The sequence below is a fragment of the Microcoleus sp. bin48.metabat.b7b8b9.023 genome, from assembly GCF_013299185.1.
Classification (GTDB): Bacteria; Cyanobacteriota; Cyanobacteriia; order Cyanobacteriales; family Microcoleaceae; genus Microcoleus.
Genome location: NZ_JAAFKG010000044.1, coordinates 24,191 through 42,809, shown reverse-complemented (window position 1 = coordinate 42,809; position 18,619 = coordinate 24,191). Strand labels below are relative to the sequence as shown.

Below are 18,619 nucleotides of genomic sequence, written 5' to 3'. Positions count from 1 at the left end.
GTAGTGAGGACTTTAGTCCGCATAAAATCAGAGGACTAAAGTCCTGACTACAAACTGTAAAATTGGTTCGTAGTGAGGACTTTAGTCCGCATAAAATCAGAGGACTAAAGTCCTGACTACAAACTGTAAAATTGGTTTGTAGTGAGGACTTTAGTCCGCATAAAATCAGAGGACTAAAGTCCTGACTACGAACTGTAAAATTGGTTTGTAGTGAGGACTTTAGTCCGCATAAAATCAGAGGACTAAAGTCCTGACTACGAACTGTAAAATTGGTTTGTAGTGAGGACTTTAGTCCGCATAAAATCAGAGGACTAAAGTCCTGACTACGAACTGTAAAATTGGTTTGTAGTGAGGACTTTAGTCCGCATAAAATCAGAGGACTAAAGTCCTGACTACAAACTGTAAAATTGGTTTGTAGTGAGGACTTTAGTCCGCATAAAATCAGAGGACTAAAGTCCTGACTACAAACTGTAAAATTGGTTTGTAGTGAGGACTTTAGTCCGCATAAAATCAGAGGACTAAAGTCCTGACTACGAACGACAGAAGTTAGTAATTAGCGAACAAAAATTTTTCAATAAAGTGCAATTAAAGATATTCAGGAGCGACAAAACCTTTTTGTATTCCTAATGTATCCCACACAATTAAGAATTGCTGGATTCGTCGAACCGTTGAATTAAACACTCGGCAATTCGGGCTGATGCACCGCTTTCTCCCATGCGGCGCCAGCCATTTTCAGCGATTAGCTGCAACCTGTCAGGATCGCGAAGCAAAGACTGGATGGTGCCGGCAACTTCGGCGGGATGTTTGACTAAAATTAAGGAGGGGCCTAAGAGGCGACTTTGAGCTTCGGCAAAAGCGGGAGTAAATTGCGGGCCGGTTCCGGGAATGGCGATCGCCGGTTTTCCTAAACCTACAAATTGTTCTGTAGCTGTTCCGGCCATTGCGATCGCTAAATCGGCTTGGTACAAACAATCGTTAAAACTTTGCTGAGTTAAAATCATCGTGGCTTTTCTTTGCACAAAAGTCAAGGGCAATAGCAAATTAGGAGATTCTTTCCTAATTTCTTGAGCGTTAGAAACAGCAGGTCGCAAAATACTACCTTCTCGCCGCTGGGTTTTAGTTTCGCCCTCTTGGCGCCAGCCGAAAAATTCTAAACTAGGTCGCAAAGCTTCTAAGTTTAACTCGGGAGAAATAGCTCCGAAAAATAACAATTTGCGATCGCCAAACAGAGACAAAATTCCGGCTACAGCCTCTACTATTAGCAGCCAATTAGCATAGGCTTCCGGCGCTCGGGAACCGGGCAGTAAGGTGATGACGAGCGATCGCTCCATTTCCCGAAACTCTGCATCAGCGCCGTAAAAACGGGCGGGGTTTTCCGGTTCGAGTCCGTCCATCATGGGATTGCCGAGATTGTAGGCGGGAATTCCCAGCTTTTCTAAAGTCTCGGCGGTGAGGGCGTCCCGCACAAAAACAGCTTTACAGAGCTTTCTAGTCATCAACCAGCGCTCCCAAGGGAAATAAACCGATCGCGACCAAATCTTCCAAGCCCACGGGCGGGATTTGCCAGCCAGAGGCCCCTGCTCGTCCCGCACGTGATATTCGGACTTGGCCGTGCCGACAAAGGCATAGGGCGCGCCGCTGAGCCAAGCAAACAGCAGCGGTACAATATCCCCGCAAGCTAAAATCGCGGCGTTGTGATTTCCAGACTGTTGTTGCGATCGCACCCAAGCGCGGATAGCTTTAAACTGAGCTAGAGTCAACTGAAGCAACCCGCCTTTGACATCGCGCAAAAATTCCTTTCCATCCATGTAGATAAAGCCACCCGAAGGCATCCGCTGCACCGGGCCGATGATGCGGGCGTTTTCTAGTTGAGCGAAAGCTTGCCCTTCCCCCACTAGCGGAAACACGGCTAATAATTCTGGGGGATGCGGGTGCTGTTGTAGTTCCTGCAAGATGCGAAGGGCGATCGCATCTTCTCCGTGGCCGTTACTGAGGCAAAGTATTTTCAATCCCAAATCTCTCAAAAAACTGTCTCTGAATATATAGAAGCAAGATTAGCCGCAGGATGCAAGGTGGTATAGCCGAAGCAAGAAGTAAGCGGAGCGGCGATCGCGCGAGTCGGGCCATTTTTGGTAAAATAGCAGGTGAAACTCCTATTTTAGAGGTAAAATCGGATGGTACAAACCCTGCCAAAATCTTTGACACTCGAAGAGTTTCTGAAGTTGTCAGAAACCAAGCCAGCCAGCGAGTACATTGACGGTAAAATCATTCAAAAACCCATGCCTCAAGGAGAACATAGTGTAATTCAAGGCGAGTTGACAAGTGCTGCTAATGCTGCTCTCAAACCTCAAAAGGTGGCGCGAGCATTTCCCGAACTGCGGTGTGTTTTTGGCGGTCGCGCGATCGTTCCCGACGTGACTGTATTCACTTGGGAGCGCATTCCCCGCAACGAAAATGGCTGTGTGGCAAATGTGTTTGCGATCGCCCCGGATTGGACAATTGAAATCCTCTCCCCCGACCAAAGCCAAACTAAAGTTACTAAAAATATTTTACATTGTCTCAAACACGGAACTCAAACGGGTTGGTTAATCGATCCAGAAGAGCGATCGGTTTTTGTATATCGGCCGGCTCAATCAACCGAGGTGTTTGACGAACCGGAACAGTTATTGCCCGTGCCATCTTTTGCCAGGGAATTGCAACTGACAGTAGGAGATTTATTTGGTTGGCTGTTACAGTGAAACAACAGAATATTATATAGCCTTTCTCACTAACATGAGGTACGCATTGGGCATTGGGCGGAGCGTAGCGGAGGGATTGGGCATTGGCATTGGGCATTTGAACCAATAACTAATAACCAATAACCAATAACCAATAACTAATAACTAATAACCAATAACCAATAACCAATAACCAATAACCAATAACCAATAACCAATAACCAATAACCAATAACCAATAACCAATAACCAATAACCAATAACTAATAACTACTAACCATCGATATACTGCTGTAAAATATTCCGAATTTGTTTGAGCTGAAATCCCTTAGCAAGTTGGCGGAGCTTCGTGGCAAACGGCACTAATTTTGGTTCCAAACTTTCCAGCTTAGCACTCTCCTCAAAAATTTCTTCAATGTCGCCCATAGCCGCAAGTTTCACAATTTTTGCTACCGACTCAGAAGCCGCAGGTAACAGAGCAGCATAAGCAGGAAAATCAGATGCTGGTGACAAACTGGGAGTTTTACAATTTTGGTTTTCCGGAGATTCCTCGTAAATCCATTCTAGTCCCAAATGCACGCGCAACTGTTCCAAAAAGTGATTTGCTTCGATCGGCTTGGGAAGAAAATCATCGCACCCTGCAAGGATGCTCTCTTGCTGCGCCGACTCGAAAACGCTAGCTGACAAAGCGATTAACACGACATCTTTTAATTCCGGCAACTGCCGCAGTCTCCTTGTAGTTTCTAAGCCATCCATTACAGGCATTTGCAAGTCCATTAAAATCACATCAGGTTGAAATTTGACTGCTTTGTAGAGGCATTCTTGACCATTTTGTGCCTCTGCAACTTCAAATCCCAAACGCCCCAGCATCCTGCACAACAAATCGCGATTTAGTTGATTGTCGTCCACGATTAGCACTTTCCGCTTATTGCCCACAAAACCGACCAGCCAGCGTTTTTCCCGCAAAGGAGACACCTCTAAGTAGCGTTTGGCTGCGGGCAATTCTAAATCTAGCCAGAAAGTGCTGCCTTTTCCGAAAGTGCTGTTGACGCGAATTTTGCTGCCCATCAGTTTCGCTAATTTCTGGCTGATCGAGAGTCCGAGACCCGTACCTTCAACAAAGGTATTGCCTCCTACTTGGTGGAAGGGCAAAAATATTTCTTCTAACTTGCTTTTGTCTATTCCTGTCCCGGTATCCTCGACTTGAAATCGGATTTTTAAAGCGTGTTTAGCTGCGATCGCATTGTGGGAAAAGCGCAGATAATTTTCTTTGAGTTCAGAACTCAAAAGCGAGAATTCGTATGTTTCTCCTTGTCTGCGACTCCAGGCCTCTGTGCCGACATAGCCGACTTTGAAAGTTACTCCGCCGCTGTTAGTAAATTTAACCGCATTGCTGAGTAAATTAATTAGAATTTGGCGCAATCTTTTTTGATCGACTTGGACGCAGGTGGGCAGGGGCGATACTTGTTCGTAATTGAAACAAATTCCTTTTTGATCTGCCCGCATCTGAAACAGATCCGCAATATTTTTCGTAAAATTTAGAAAATTTAACTCTTCCGGGTAGAGTTCCATTTTTCTAGCTTCGATTTTAGAAAGGTCTAAAACATCGTTGATTAACATCAGCAGGTGTTGACCGCAATGTTGAATATTGCTGAGACTTTCTTGTTGATCGCAGCTTAAGTCTCTGTCGGTTTTGAGGATTTGAGCGTAACCTAAAACCCCGTTTAAAGGCGTGCGGAGTTCGTGGCTCATGTTGGCGAGAAATTCGCTTTTGGCGCGGTTGGCGGTTTCGGCGGCTTCTTTAGCTAATTGTAGGGCTGCTTCTGCTTGTTTGCGATCGGCTATTTCGGTTTGTGCTTGTTGAAATAGTGTTGATTGCTGGATCGCGATCGCCAATTGCACGCACAATTGCCGCAGGGATTCTATTTCTGAGGAATCCCAGACACGGGGGCCGCTGCAATCGTGGGCGATCAGCAGTCCCCAAAGTTGATTTTCTGCGGTGGATTGGGCAGGGTAAATGCTTTCTCGTGCTTGTAAAATCGGCACTACTAAGTTAGCTCTCACTTCAAAACTTTCGAGAATTTTAATGTAGCATTCGCTCAGATTTTCACCATAAATATCTTCGATAGCTCGAATACAGCCTTGCTGGTAAATAGCAACAAATTTATCTTTAAAACAGAGGTCAAAATTGTTAAAACCTCGGAGCGAAATTCGATTCTTTGCCACGGATTCGACAACTACAGTGCCGCTCCAGTCGGGATTAAAGCGGTAAATAACTGTGCGGTCTGTTTGCAATAATTGCCGCACTTGATCGACAGCAGCGGTGAGAACTTCTTCTAAATTGAGGGAGGAGCGAATGCGATCGAGCATGGCAACTACCAGGCGTTCTCGCCTTAATTGCTTTAGCAGCGCCATCTCAGCTTTTTTGCGGTCTGTGATGTCGGTAATTACTCCCACAAACCCGATTAAATTATCAGTTTCATCTTTAATACAGTCAGCGCGAAATAAGGTTGTTACCAGTTCCTTGCTTTTAGTTTTGATTTTGAGTTCGCCTTGCCAAGATTTGCCTTTACGAATCGTTTTAAACATTTCTTGCAGCACTGAATTTTGCGGATAAATTGCCGTTGCTCCACCCGCTGCGTTCAGTTCTTCTGCTGTGTAGCCGTACCGCACAATAAAGGCTTGATTGTGGTAGATCGATCGCCCTGTCAAGTCAGCAATGCCGATCGCATCACTGGTGCTTTCTACGGCTTGAGTCACCCGCAGTAGGTCTAATTCAGCTTGTTTGCGATCGCTAATATCAGTAATGCTGCCGATATAGCCTTTAACTTCCTGCTTGTCTCCGATTTCGGCGATCGCCTGACCGATCGCCCAAATTACCCGACCGTCTGGACGCTGAAAGCGGTATTCTGATTTAAAAGGAATTTTGTTAATAACTGCTCCATACCATTCATTTTTCACCCGCTCGGCATCATCAGGATGTACGGCATTCATCCAGCCTGTTTCGGCTGCTAATTCTGGATCTAATCCCGTGATTTCGCTCCACCGCTGATTCACATAAAGACAATTACCAAAGGCATCACTGTGAAATATGCAAACCGGCGATGCTTCTGCTAAAGTTTGATAGCGGCGCTGGCTAGATTGCAGTTCTGATTCTGCTTGTTTTCTTTTGGTGATATCGCGGAAGATCGAAATTATCTCGCCCCCTGCAAGCATTGTCAGCGACAATTCTTGAGGGAACTTAGTACCGTCGCGCCGCTGACCGATCGCTTCTATATTGCAGTACCCTTTTTCCTGGAGCGCCGGGATTATTTCACGTTCAAGATATTGAATTTCAGCACGGCTGTAGAGCATTTTCCATTTCTTCCCATACAGTTCGCTAGCGCTAGCCAAGCCGTACATTTTAAGATAAGCGTCGTTTGAATAAATACATTCTTTACGAGCGTTAAAAATAGCAATGCCGTCATGAGCAGCGGCCATTGCTACTGCTTGTCGCTGAAGTTCCGACTCAGCTTTTTTGCGAGAAGTAATATCGCGAGCCACTGCATAAATCAAACCTTCTTCGCTAAAAGGCGATGCCGTCCACAGCAACCATTTGTAGGAACCGTCTTGGCAAAGATAGCGGTTTTCAAAGTAGATAATGGACGTACCGGCGATTAGTTTTTCCATTTCGGCTGAGGTGGCTGCTCGATCGTCTGGATGAACAAATTCGATGAATGGTTTGGCGAGCAGTTCGGCACTGCTGTAGCGCAGAGCATTTGACCAAGCAGAGTTTAATCGTTTAAAATAGCCGTCGAAACCAGCAATGCAAAGCAAGTCTAAGGAAATAGTAAAAAAGCGATCGCGCTCTGTCTGTGCCTGCTTTAACTCAGTGATATCCATCACTAAACCGTCCCAGAGAATATCGCCTTTGCTCTCAGATTTGCTCTGATTGGTGAGCCTTTCCGGTCTGGATGCTCCTTGCAGCCACTTAACTTTTCCGGATGGCATAATCTGCCGCCACTGCTGCCGCCAAGGTTCCAGCGTAGCGGCTGAAATTGCGATCGATGCTTCTAAATCTAAGCGATCGTCTGCATGAATTCCGCTGAAAAACAATTCTGCATTTTGCTCTATTACTTCCGCCTCTAATTCGTAAAGTTCGCGACTCCCAGAAGAGACATAGGGAAAAGATCTTTCTCCAGTTGCTGAAGAGCGAAATTGATAAATTACTCCGGGCAGGTTAGCTACGAGTTTTTGAAATCGAGCTTCGCTTTGTTCCAGAGCTATTTGCTGCCGTCTGTATTCGGTAAAATCTCTGATTGTGCCAACTATTACTTTACTGTTATCAGCTCTTTTAAAAACGCTTTTTTTGGTAGAAATTATCCATTCTTTCCCCGCAGTGTCGGTGAATTTATCTTCTGTTTCCAAACTGATATCTTTTGCCAATAATTCTTCATCTTTTCTGCAAAAAACATCCGCTTCTGATTTTGGAAGAAAGTCATATTCTGATTTGCCGATCAGTTCTTGTCGAGATTTCCCTATCAACTGACAAAAAGCATCATTTAATATCATCCAGCGGTGCTGGTCATCTTTGACAAAAATTGGATCTGGGGTCGCATTTAGAGTGTGGTTTAAAAATTCTTCAGATGCTTTCAGTTGTGCTTCGTAGCGGTAGCGATCGCTCACGTCCAACACCACTTCAATTATCCGGTCAATAGATCCATCTAGGCCGCGGATGCAGCGCAGCGAAACTCGCGTGTAAACTATTTCGCCATCTTTTCTAAACCACCTTTTATCTGAGATGTAACCGTCGGTTTTACCTGCTAACATCTGAGAAAATTTTTCAAAATTAGCCTCAAAATCCTCTGGATGAGTAAGCTCCAGGCAATGCTTGTCTACGAGTTCGTCGCGCTCGTATAAGAGCAAATCGCACAGCGCGTCGTTAACTTCAATCCAATTGCAATTTTCAGCAATTGCGGGGTCAATAATTGGAGCGACGATGGCAATTCCGATCAGGGAATTTTCCACCACCGAGCGATATTTTTCTTCGCTTTTTCGCAAAGCATCTTGACTGTTCTGGCGTTCTATGGCGTAACGGAGCGATCGCATTAACAGTTCGCCGTCGATTTTTCTTTTGACTAAATAATCCTGTACGCCCACCGAAATCAACCGCAGCGCCAGCTCTTCGTCGTTTTGGGCGGTCAAAACTACGATCGGCACATTTACCCCGTACTCTTGTATCCGAGCCACCGTCTCGATGCCCTGACTGTCTGGTAGTGAAAGGTCTAATAAAATTATGTCAAAACTTTCTTGATTCAATCGCTGCTGCGCTTCGCTGAGGCACTCTACTTTCGTCAGCAATATATACTGCAGGCCGCTAATTCCTGACAGCAAATCTTCAATAAGCTCAGCTTCCTGAGGGTGGTCTTCTACTAACAGAACCTTGAAGCACGTAGGAGGTACAGCTAAGTTAAAAACTGCTTTCATAATATTTATTAATTAAAAGTTGTCTCAAGCTAACTTGGATTTTATCTTTTATTTCCGGGGGAGTTATCGAATTGCACCTACACATACATCGGCGATCGGATTGCGGTGTGACTGAACGCTACAAAACTTGTGTTTAAGAGTTATAATTATATCACAAATTCACTCGGCTGTCAACGCGAAATATGTTTTATTCTAACTTGCAATTTAACTGCTACCTTCAAGCTTCGCCCTGAAAATATAGGATTTAATTCAGCTTCTCCTGTCATCTAGCTTCTGGATATAGCCTTTCTCAAAAATATGAGGTACTCATGGGCATAGGGCATCGGGCATCGGGCATCGGGCATCGGGCATCGGGCATCGGGCATCGGGCATCGGGCATCGGGCATCGGGCATCGGGAATACCTCACCACGCTTGAGAACCGCTATATAGCCTTTCGAGCGAAAGATGAGGTACAAATTTGATTTGAGATTTGAGATTCGAGGATTCGGGGATTCGGGGATTGCGGAATTTTGTAATGGTTAATGAATTGGTCAATACCTCATCTTTCCGATAACCGCTATAAGTGTGTGCTTGATGTCTCGATTAAGGGAGAGTAAAGTGAAAAGTTGAACCTTGACCCGGTTCCGACTCCACCCACATAGATCCACCGTGACGTTCCACAATCTTTTGACAAATTGCTAAACCAATACCTGTCCCAGAATATTCTCTTTGAGTGTGCAAGCGCTGGAAAATTTGAAAGATGCGTTCTTGATGCTGTGGAGCAATCCCAATCCCATTATCCGACACAGAAAACAACCAGTTTTCCTCATGTTGGGAAGCGGTAATATGAACCGTAGGCGGTGCATCGTGGCGATATTTAATTGCATTGCCGAGTAAATTTTGAAAAAGCTGTACCAGTTGAGAAATATCCCCCATTACCTCTGGCAATTCACTGTAGGTAACAACTGCTTGAGCGTTGCGGATAGCCCCTTGTAGGTTGGCAATTGCTTGCTGGACGGCATGATTGCAATCTGCCAATTCAAAGGGTTTCTGACTGCGACCAACTCGCGAATATTCGAGCAAATCGTCAATTAAAGTTTGCATTCTCGTGCAGCCCTGAACGATATTGGTGATAAACTTAATAGCTTGGCTGTCGAGTTGGTCTTTGTAGCGTTTTTCTAAAAGTTGAGCGTAGCTGGCAATAGTTGCTAAAGGCGCTTGCAAGTCGTGAGAAGCTACATAAGCAAATTGTTCTAGTTCGGCATTCGACCGCGCCAATTCTTGGTTAGATTTTAAGAGGGCAGATTCAGCGCGCTTGCGGTTCGATATCTCTTGTTGGAGGAGCAAGTTTTGCTCTTGCAAGGCTTTTTCAACGGCGAGGCGGTTGCTGATTTCTTGTTGCAAAACCTGGTTTTTTTCGTAAAGAGTTTTTTCAACGGCTAAACGGCTGGTTATTTCTTCTAGAAGCAGCACATTTTGTTCTTTTAGCTGTTTTTGTAAGTTCCGCAGGGTCAGGTGACTTTCGATGCGGGCGAGCACTTCTTCAAACTGAAATGGCTTGCTGATGTAGTCAACGGCTCCTACTGCAAATGCGTTTACTTTGTCGAAAACTTCATCTTTAGCGCTGATAAAAATTACCGGAATTTCGCGAGTTTTAGGTTCGGATTTCAGATGCTGACACACTTCGTAGCCGTTCATTTCCGGCATCATTATGTCGAGTAAAATCAAATCGGGCGGATTAGAATTGCAGGCTCTCAGAGCCATTTGCCCGTTAATCACGCAGCGGGGCGCGTACCCCCGATGAGTCAACATTGTAGACAACAGGCGCAGATTTTCTGGCGTATCGTCTACTACTAAAATGTTTCCTAATGCCGTCTCTGGTTGCTGATTGTTCATTGAGTGTTTTTCCAAATATAAAGGAAGAAGGAAGTTCGGCAATGGATTATGTAACAGAAGATGTATAGCTTTTCGATCTCCCATATGAGGTACTCATAGGCATAGGGCATAGGGCATAGGGCATAGGGCATAGGGCAAACAGGGCATAGGGCATAGGGCATACATCACTTTTTTGAGAACCGCTGTAACGGATGGAATAAGGCTTAGTTATGTAGAAGATAAGTCAGAAGCAATAAAGCAAGGATTTGGGTAATTAATAAAATCCCAACCATCGGGTGCGGTTCGTATATTTTATTTGGCAATTAAAAACAGACTGGGTTCTAGTAGGAATATTGGAGGAAGAGAACTAGGAATCATCTCATAAATAGAATTTTCGATCATTTGTTTGTGCGGATTTTTTGAAATTGTTCGTTTACCAGAAAGAATTGGTTTAAATCCTCTCCCTTTTGGAATAAATTAAAATCAGACTATTCATTACTCCAATCCTCTTCCTTCTAGGTAGAGGTCGCCCTCAAGCGGTCAACTGTTAACGAAGAGGGCGGGCACGCACCATCCACCGCCCCTACAACTGTCAACTGAATGCACAATCTTTAAATCTCCAGCAATAGAGTCAGAGCGTTATTGTACCAAGTCAATCCTTTATCTAAAACCTTAAAGCCAGCTACTTTACACATAGATTCTAAAGCAGAAGCTGTAGGAAGCCACCACCATGGGCCAAAGTCGTTGATGTCAAAAACTGCTTTATCAATTACTCCGAGAATTGGTGTGCCGTAGGTGTACTGTTGCCAGTAAGCTGTTAAGATAGCTCGTTCTGCTTCGCCCAAAGCGGGAATGAAGATTACCCCAGAAGCTGGAATTTCGTAGCGTCCCCGCTCGTTTTCTATAAGTTCTTGGGTAATTGCTGAAGTTAAGATTAAATACTGCCCTGTTATTTGACGCAAGCTCATTAAAATTTGCAAAGGGTGGGGGTGATGGTACAAAACTCCTGCACAGTGGACGACATCGTAAGGCTCACCAATTTCTGCAAGCTGAATCTGAGTTATATCTTGACTGATACAATTATAATTAGCAATATTTAAACTTGCCATACGATCGCGAAAATCATCCCAAATGTGTGCGGCTGGGGGCGTGACATCAATCATTGTCAGAGAAACTGCACCGTATTTGCTTGCTACAGATACTTTTTCGTTGACTGTTCCCCACAATCCCCCGACTTCTGCAAAAGTGTGATTTTTGACGACTCGGGCAATGTAGCGATCGCGAATATCGTCATTCTCCAACTCTGATAATATACTGCGATCGCCCGTAAAGTCCTTTTTTTGCAAAATTTCCGCCAATTTCCCGGATATTGCGGCATCTTGCGGCCGAATTTCTAACGCCATCAAGTACAAGACTGTAGCTGCGTCGGGGCGATCGCTCTCGGCAAACTTTTGGGCTGTTTCGCAGTAAAATTCAGGAGCGTGCAGCGGCTGCAATTCGTGGTGATAGTAACTCGTTGCCGGATCTAACCCTGACGGCACTCTTTTGATGAGAGCATCGCCTAACTTGGCGTCAATGTTGGGGAGTTCGGGTTCGATTTGCAGCGCACAAAGGTAAGCAGAAACAGCTTCGTTCCAGTTGTGGATCTCAGTCAAAGCATCGCCTAAATTATAATAAGACCAAGAAAAATTGGGGTTGAGTTCAATAGCGCGCTGATAAGCAGTAGCTGCTGCTTTCCACTGCTGGGTTTTTAACAGCGGTTCTCCTAAATTGTGGTAAGCCCAAGAAAAGTCTCGATTGAGTTCGATGGCGCGCTGGTAGGCGGAGATTGCTGCCAACCAATCCTGGAGTTTAACTAAAGTTAATGCTAAATTATAATGAGACCAAAAGAATTCGGAATTAAGGGCGATCGCCCGCTGGTAAGCTGTCGCAGATTCCGACCATTTTTCTAATTGAAAAAGTGCATCTCCCAACTTGTGACAAGAACCAGAAAAATTTGGGTCTAAGTCAACAGCGTGCTGGTATGCTGCGGCGCACTCCGACCATTTTTCTAATTTGCCGTAAGCTTCGCCGAGGCTGTAGTAAGACCAAGAAAAATTTGGGTCAATTGCCACAGCCGTGCGGTAGACAATAATAGCTTCTTGCCATTGTTCTAATTCGAGCAGAACGCTGCCTAAATTGTAGTAAGACCAAAAAGAATTCGGATTCAGCTCAATACTTTCGCAGTAGGCAGATTCTGCTTCGCGCCAGAGTTTATTGGCTTGCAAAACATTGCCTAATTTGTAATGTAACTCCGAAATATCCGGTTGCAGCTTGATAGCTTTGCGGTAGTTAACAATAGCTTCGTCCCACTGTTTTAGCGCGCTAGCAGCTTCGGCTAATTTGGTGTAAGCTTCACAACAACTAGGGTTTAAATAAATAGCGCGGTGGTAACAAACTAGAGCTTTTTGTGGCTTGTTTTGCGCCAATAAGGTATTGCCCAAATCTAGATATTCTTCCGGTATGTCGATGGGTTCCACGCTGAGTGATTGATACCAACAGTCGGCTGCTTGCCGAGGTTGACCGACTTCGGTAAATATCCGGCTCAAATTGCGGTAAAATCCTGCAAAGTCTGGTTGCAGGGCGATCGCTTTTTGGTAACAGTCGATCGCCTCTTGCCATTGTTGCAAACTAGCGCAGAGGGTGCCGAGGTTAGCAAAAGCTTCGGCAAAATCGGGTTTGTGGGCGATCGCAACTTTATACCAATACCGAGCGTCTTCTAGCTTACCCTGAGCTTGCAGCGCCTTTCCTAGGGTTTTGCAAGTCTCGGCGGAATCGGGGTGGGATTCGAGAATTTGGTGGCAAAGTGCGATCGTCCGATCCAACTTCCCTAAAGCTAAATATATTTCTGCCTGTTGTTGCAAATCAACCGCTGCTGTTTCTGAATTCACTTTTAACGTTCCTGTTTAGTAATAATTCCCTGTGTAATTGTAGAGCAAAACCTCTCTAATATCCTCCAAATCATGCACCGACATCGGCCGGCTTTCAACAGTTGACAGTTGACAGTTGACAGTTGACAGTTGACAGTTGACACCTTAAATCGAACTCTACCATTAAGTCCGACGAATCGAGTAATGAATAGTCTGATTTTAATTTCTCCCGCTCCGGATTGGGGCTTTCAACCAATTTTTTTTGGTAAATGCCGAGTATCTGGATGCCATTGGTGCGATCCTCTTCGAGGGCTGCGCTAACGAACTTTAAGTTAATTTGTAGGCAAGTCGAGCAAACACATATTTCGATTAAACTAAGATAGCAACCAGTTAAGTAAACCCACCTAATAAAACTCAAAATACGGCTCGCCCTCAAGCTTGTTGTGTATATCTTTTTCCCTCTTCCCTCTTCCCTCTTCCTTCGGCCTTCTACTTAACAACCAGGTAAACAATGTCAGCAGCCACACGCACACCGCAAGTCAGCGTAATTATAGCAGCATACAACGGATCTCGCTACATCGTGCAAGCGGTAGAAAGCGTGCTGTGCCAAACTTTTACAGATTTAGAAATTATCGTTGTAGACGACGGTTCGACAGATGAGACACATCAGGTATTGCAGCCTTATTTTGACAAAATTCGCTACGTATATCAAGAAAATGCCGGAGTAGCAGCAGCCCGCAACCGAGGAATTCAAGAAGCCAAAGGCGAATTCATCGCTTTTTTAGATCAAGATGACTTCTTTTGGCCAGATAAATTAGCAGCACAAATATCCCTATTTCGCCAGCAACCATCCTTAGGAATTGTTAACAGCGGCTGGCGCATTGTCAACCAGCAAGGCGACAAAATTTCCGATATCAAAGCTTGGGAATATTTCCCCAAATTAGATTTAGAAACTTGGATAGTACAAATGCCCGTACTTCCCAGCGCCATGATGTTTTCGCGCCATTGGCTCGAACTTGCAGGCGGATTTAATTCAGAATTTGATTCAGTAGACGATTCAGATTTAGTCCTGCGTTTAGCCCTCTTGGGTTGCCAAGCAGCATGGCTGCCTCAAGTGACAGTATCCTACCGCCAGCACGATCAAAATGTATCCATAAAAAAAGCTCTCAAACAAGCCAATCTTTTTATTACCTTAAAACAGCAATTTTTCGCCAAACCAGATTTGCCGCAGCACATCCGCGAGTTAGAAAATCCGGCTTTTTACGAAGCATTGACTTGGATGGCTTGGCAATTGTACTATAGTAACCATCCAGTAGAGGCGGTTGAATTTTTCCAAAAATCTATCCAGTACAGTCCTTATCCTCTAAGGCCAACAGTCACAGATTGGCAGAAGCGTCTGAGTGCGATCGCTCAAACTTATGGAGTTACAATCGATTTTCAATCGTTAAGAAACTTACCAGAATGGAAAAAAATAATGGCTAGCATACCTACCTCAAAAACACCGCGAGTCAGCGTAATTATCCCGGCATACAACTGCGAACGCTACATTACTAGAGCTGTGGAGAGTGCTGTAAATCAAACTTACCAAAACTGGGAAATCATCGTCGTAGATGACGGTTCTACAGACAATACGAGGCAAACTTTAGAGCCGTACCGCGATGTAATTCAGTACGTATATCAAGAAAATCAAGGAGCAGCAAAAGCCCGAAACCGCGCTTGCGAACTGGCCAAAGGCGAATTCTTAGCATTTCTGGATGCCGACGACTTTTTCCTGCCAGAAAAACTCGCCAAACAAATTGCTTGTTTTGAAGCTGACCCCTCTTTAGGGATGGTACAAAACGGCTGGTTGATGGTTGATGAAACCGGAAAAGACATCTACCCAGTCATGCCTTGGGAAGACACGCCCAACTTAGATTTAGAAAGCTTTGTCCTGCACAAAAGCGTGCGTCCCAGTGCAATGATGGTGCGGCGCGAGTGGTGGGAACGTCTGGGCGGTTTTGACCATCGCTTTCCGCCAACAGAAGATTTAGATTTTGCTTTGCGTTTGGGTTTAAAAGGCTGCAAATGTGCGTGGTTGAAAGAGATATTAACCTGCTACCGCCAGCACAATAGCAATCTCATGTCCGGCGGGCAAAAAGTGATGAAAAGCATGGAAACTGTGATGGAGCAATTCTTCGCCCAACCCAATTTACCCGATCGCATACGCCAATTACAAAAGGCAGAACGTTACAAGTCTTTAGTGTGGATAGCGTGGCGGATGTACCACGACGGATATTTGCCAGAGATGGTCGAGTGTTTGAAAAAATCTCTCTACTATACTCCTTATAATGGCACAGAAACAGTTTTTAAATGGTTGGAAACTTTTAGAGTTTCTTCGGAAAAATACACGAACAACTTTGATGCCTATGCCTTAACCAATTTAAAAGAATGGCAAGACATGGTGGCGGAGGCAGTCAACAATACCTATCAATTTAAATCAGAACCCAGTTCAATTGGCCGCAAACTTGCACCGCACGTACTCGTCTACGCAGAAGACCACGGAATCGGCGGTTTGGCGCAGTTTAACCACTCGCTGCTTTGCAAATTAGCAGCCGATGGCTACCGAGTTACTAGCGTGCAAACTAAAGCTTCTAATCCTTTAATTACCGAACAACAACAACTAGGTATCGAGCATATTTGGCTGGAGTTCGATACGATGAGGGAGTTTTTGCGAATTGCCTACAATTGTAGCGATGCTGAAAGAATTTACGCGGAAGCTAAACCGGATTTAATTATATTTAGCGATGGCTGGCCGATGGCAAATTTTGCTGCGAAACAAGTTGCGCTCAAACAAAACATACCTTATGTAATTACTCTCGGTTATATCGATCGCACTTATAAGACTTTTAACCGTGGCGATCAAATTCCCTATTTCGATGCAGTCTCCTACCAGTACAACTTGGCTAAAGCGGTGATAGCTGTTTCCCACGAGAATTTAAACTTGTTCAAGAGTTTGTTCAAAATGCCTCGGGAATGGGGGAAAGTAATTTATTACGGCAGGCCAAACAATTACTTTGAACCGCCCAATCTCTCAACCCGCCAGCGCCTGCGCCAAGAACAAGGCATTCCCGAAGAGGCTGTGGTTTGTTTCACGGCGGCGAGACTGACTCCAATTAAAGGATATCAGTATCAATTGCAGGCGATCGCCAAACTGAAAAATCTGCCTGTTTGGCCGCAAATTTACTTCGTTTGGGCCGGCCCCGGTTCCACCACTCACGACAACATGGAACCGGAATTGAGAGCAACTGTCAGCCAATTAGGAGTCACCGAACAAGTTAAATTTATCGGCCAGCGGTGGGATGTTGCCGATTGGTTGGATGCCAGCGACATCTTTATTTTATCATCCAAAGCCGAGGGAATGCCGCTAGCAGTAATGGAAGCAATGGCGAAGGGATTGCCCGTAATTGCCACAGCAGTCAGCGGAATTCCCGAAGAGTTGGGAGATACCGGAAAGTTAATTGCGGATCCGACAATAGATTCGCAACAGACTGTACAAGAGTTAGCTGAAACCGTAGAATTATGGGCCCAAAATCCCGAATTGCGGAGGCTGGCAGGACAAGCTTGCAAACTGCGGGCTCAAGAGCTTTTTAAGGAAGAACGGATGCTGTTGGAATACTCAGAAGTTGTCGCCCAAGTTCTATCTGCTAGTGGGAATCGAGACAAATTTGCGATCGCCCCCAAAGTCCAAAAACAGATCGAAAAAGTTGACAGTATGCTCCATTACTATTATCTAGTATGGCAGGCTTGGCAAGCTTGGGAGCGGGGGGATATGTCCGGGATGGTGGAGAAGTTGCAGTCAGCTTGGAAATGCACGCCATTGTTGACAAGCGAAACTATCTTGAGTTGGATCGTAAATTTTGTTGCGTTATCTTCAGAAAAGGGGGTTCAACTTGATACTTGTTCGCTAATTAATTCAGAAGCTTGGCAAGAATTGATGGAATTAGTACAGGGTTATGAAGTTGCCTTGTCTGTTCGTTAAAATTTAAGGTACGTAGTTGCGCTTAAGCGCTCTTTGAATGTATATATTCAAAGAGCGCTAAAGCGCAACTACATACCTTTCAAAAACCTCATTTTAAGGTACGTTGTTGCGCTTCAGCGCTCTTTGAATATATAGATTAGAGCGCTGAAGCGCAACTACATACCTTGATTGAACTCATTCTAAGGTACGTAGTTGCGCTTCAGCGCTCTTTCTTTCATATATTAAATAGAAAAGAGCGCTAAAGCGCAACTACATACCTTTATTGAAGTCTCTTTCTATTTTCAACCACATACAATATGCAATTCACCTTCAAGTTCAAACCAATTAATAAGCTGCTACCAATTTGCTTAACTTTGGTAACAGTCCTGTTAATCGCGTATGTTGGGCAGCAGCCAACTATTGCCCAAATGCGATCGCACGTCACAGTCGATTTTGGACAACCAGCCACCGGTATCACCTCCATGAGCGGCTTCTTGCACGGAATCGACCCCAGCAAGCCCCCCGATAGCTCGATTAAGCCCTTGCAGCCCAAGCTGTGGCGCGCCGGAAGACTCGATGTGTACGATCGAGTAATCGCCAGCGGAGCCGAATTTCAACTATTAGTTAGCGACTTGTGGGGCTACGGTAGCAATCCCAAAGGCTGGCCCTATCAAAATTACCCCGCGTGGGAAGCATTCATCCGACAGTTAGCACAACAAAATAAAGGCAAAAAAATTATTTGGGATATCTGGAACGAACCAGATTTAGCAAATCCATTTTGGAAAGGTAGCAGAGAACAATTCTTTGAAACTTACAAAAGAGCTTACAAAATCTTGCGGCAAGAATTGGGGCCGTCAGCGATGATTGGCGGGCCGAGCATCAGCACTTACAACAAAGAATATCTCGCGGCTTTTTTGGATTACTGCAAAGCGAACAAACTGGAAGTAAATTTCCTAGCTTGGCACGAACTCAATGATACCATAATTTTATTTGTTGACGATCACGTATTTGATGCTAAACGCAATTTTCAACAAAGTCCCTTTTACAAGGAACTAAAATTGCAAAAGATTTATGTCAACGAAATTGTCGGAGAATTAGCGCAGTATCAGCCGGGGGAAATTTTAGGTTATTTGTCTAACTTAGAGTATGCAAGAGCGGATGGTGCTTGCAGAGCCTGTTGGGATACAACCGTAGGTAAAAAAGTTAGTAATTGCTTCAACAATACCCTGACTGGGACGGTTGTACCGAATACTTTTGAGCCGAGGGCTGCTTGGTGGACTTACAAAGCTTATGCTGATGGAGTAAATTCGCGGGTGCTGAGCCGGTCAGATCGCGATCGTCTTGTGGCCTTAGCTAGCAAGTCAAATCCCGAAGGTAAAGCACAGGTACTTTTGGGTTATTTCGATCGCAATTATTCCTCAGCCACAACCGTTACCTTGAATCTTGTGAATTTGCAGCAGCTTGGGATTAAAAGCGGTCAAAAAGTTAGTCTCAAATTAGAGAAGATTCCTAACAATCTCGAAGGCGCTGTGCAAAAGCTAGTTGCGGTTAAAGAAGAAAGTGTTTCGGTTGTTGGTAATAATTTGACTTATGTTGTTCCTAATGTCAATGTCCATGAAGGTTATTTGTTGACTATTAGCAAGTAAAAGTCGGCGGTTGGAAACCGCGACTACAC

The 18,619-nt window shown here is 44.7% G+C and carries 8 protein-coding genes; 3 read left to right on the top strand and 5 right to left on the bottom strand.

Going from position 1 to position 18,619, the window contains the following annotated elements; genetic code table 11:
* Nucleotides 1–641: 641 nt before the first annotated feature.
* Complete coding sequence (locus tag QZW82_RS22370; RefSeq protein ID WP_293153031.1) at nt 642–2,009, bottom strand: lipid-A-disaccharide synthase-related protein; 1,368 nt, start codon at nt 2,007–2,009, stop codon at nt 642–644.
* A gap of 165 nt (nt 2,010–2,174) precedes the next feature.
* Here QZW82_RS22370 and QZW82_RS22365 point away from each other — a divergent pair, with 165 nt between their 5' ends.
* Complete coding sequence (locus tag QZW82_RS22365; protein WP_293153028.1) at nt 2,175–2,738, top strand: Uma2 family endonuclease; 564 nt, start codon at nt 2,175–2,177, stop codon at nt 2,736–2,738.
* A gap of 252 nt (nt 2,739–2,990) precedes the next feature.
* Here QZW82_RS22365 and QZW82_RS22360 read toward each other — a convergent pair whose 3' ends face one another.
* The 4 genes from QZW82_RS22360 to QZW82_RS22345 all read right to left on the bottom strand — a co-directional run bounded on the left by QZW82_RS22360 (nt 2,991) and on the right by QZW82_RS22345 (nt 13,365).
* Nucleotides 2,991–8,183: a PAS domain S-box protein gene (locus tag QZW82_RS22360; protein WP_293153025.1), complete on the bottom strand. Its 5,193-nt coding sequence runs from the start codon at nt 8,181–8,183 to the stop codon at nt 2,991–2,993.
* Nucleotides 8,184–8,766: 583 nt separating this feature from the next.
* Nucleotides 8,767–10,059: an ATP-binding protein gene (locus tag QZW82_RS22355; protein ID WP_293153022.1), complete on the bottom strand. Its 1,293-nt coding sequence runs from the start codon at nt 10,057–10,059 to the stop codon at nt 8,767–8,769.
* A gap of 590 nt (nt 10,060–10,649) precedes the next feature.
* On the bottom strand, nt 10,650–12,968 hold the full coding sequence (locus tag QZW82_RS22350) for a tetratricopeptide repeat protein (RefSeq protein WP_293153019.1): 2,319 nt from the start codon (nt 12,966–12,968) through the stop codon (nt 10,650–10,652).
* A gap of 94 nt (nt 12,969–13,062) precedes the next feature.
* Complete coding sequence (locus tag QZW82_RS22345; protein ID WP_293153016.1) at nt 13,063–13,365, bottom strand: hypothetical protein; 303 nt, start codon at nt 13,363–13,365, stop codon at nt 13,063–13,065.
* Nucleotides 13,366–13,458: 93 nt separating this feature from the next.
* Between QZW82_RS22345 and QZW82_RS22340 the strand changes: the two genes are divergently transcribed.
* Nucleotides 13,459–16,965: a glycosyltransferase gene (locus QZW82_RS22340; protein ID WP_293153013.1), complete on the top strand. Its 3,507-nt coding sequence runs from the start codon at nt 13,459–13,461 to the stop codon at nt 16,963–16,965.
* Nucleotides 16,966–17,261: 296 nt separating this feature from the next.
* Nucleotides 17,262–18,590, top strand: coding sequence for a beta-xylosidase (locus tag QZW82_RS22335; RefSeq protein ID WP_293153010.1), 1,329 nt, complete (start codon nt 17,262–17,264; stop codon nt 18,588–18,590).
* The last annotated feature ends 29 nt before the right edge of the window (nt 18,591–18,619 follow it).

Coding starts and splice junctions, on each gene's coding strand:
- QZW82_RS22360 (WP_293153025.1), bottom strand. CDS start 8,183: ATGAAAGCAGTTTTTAACTTAGCTGTACCTCCTACGTGCTTCAAGGTT.
- QZW82_RS22340 (WP_293153013.1), top strand. CDS start 13,459: ATGTCAGCAGCCACACGCACACCGCAAGTCAGCGTAATTATAGCAGCA.
- QZW82_RS22365 (WP_293153028.1), top strand. CDS start 2,175: ATGGTACAAACCCTGCCAAAATCTTTGACACTCGAAGAGTTTCTGAAG.
- QZW82_RS22335 (WP_293153010.1), top strand. CDS start 17,262: ATGCAATTCACCTTCAAGTTCAAACCAATTAATAAGCTGCTACCAATT.
- QZW82_RS22355 (WP_293153022.1), bottom strand. CDS start 10,059: ATGAACAATCAGCAACCAGAGACGGCATTAGGAAACATTTTAGTAGTA.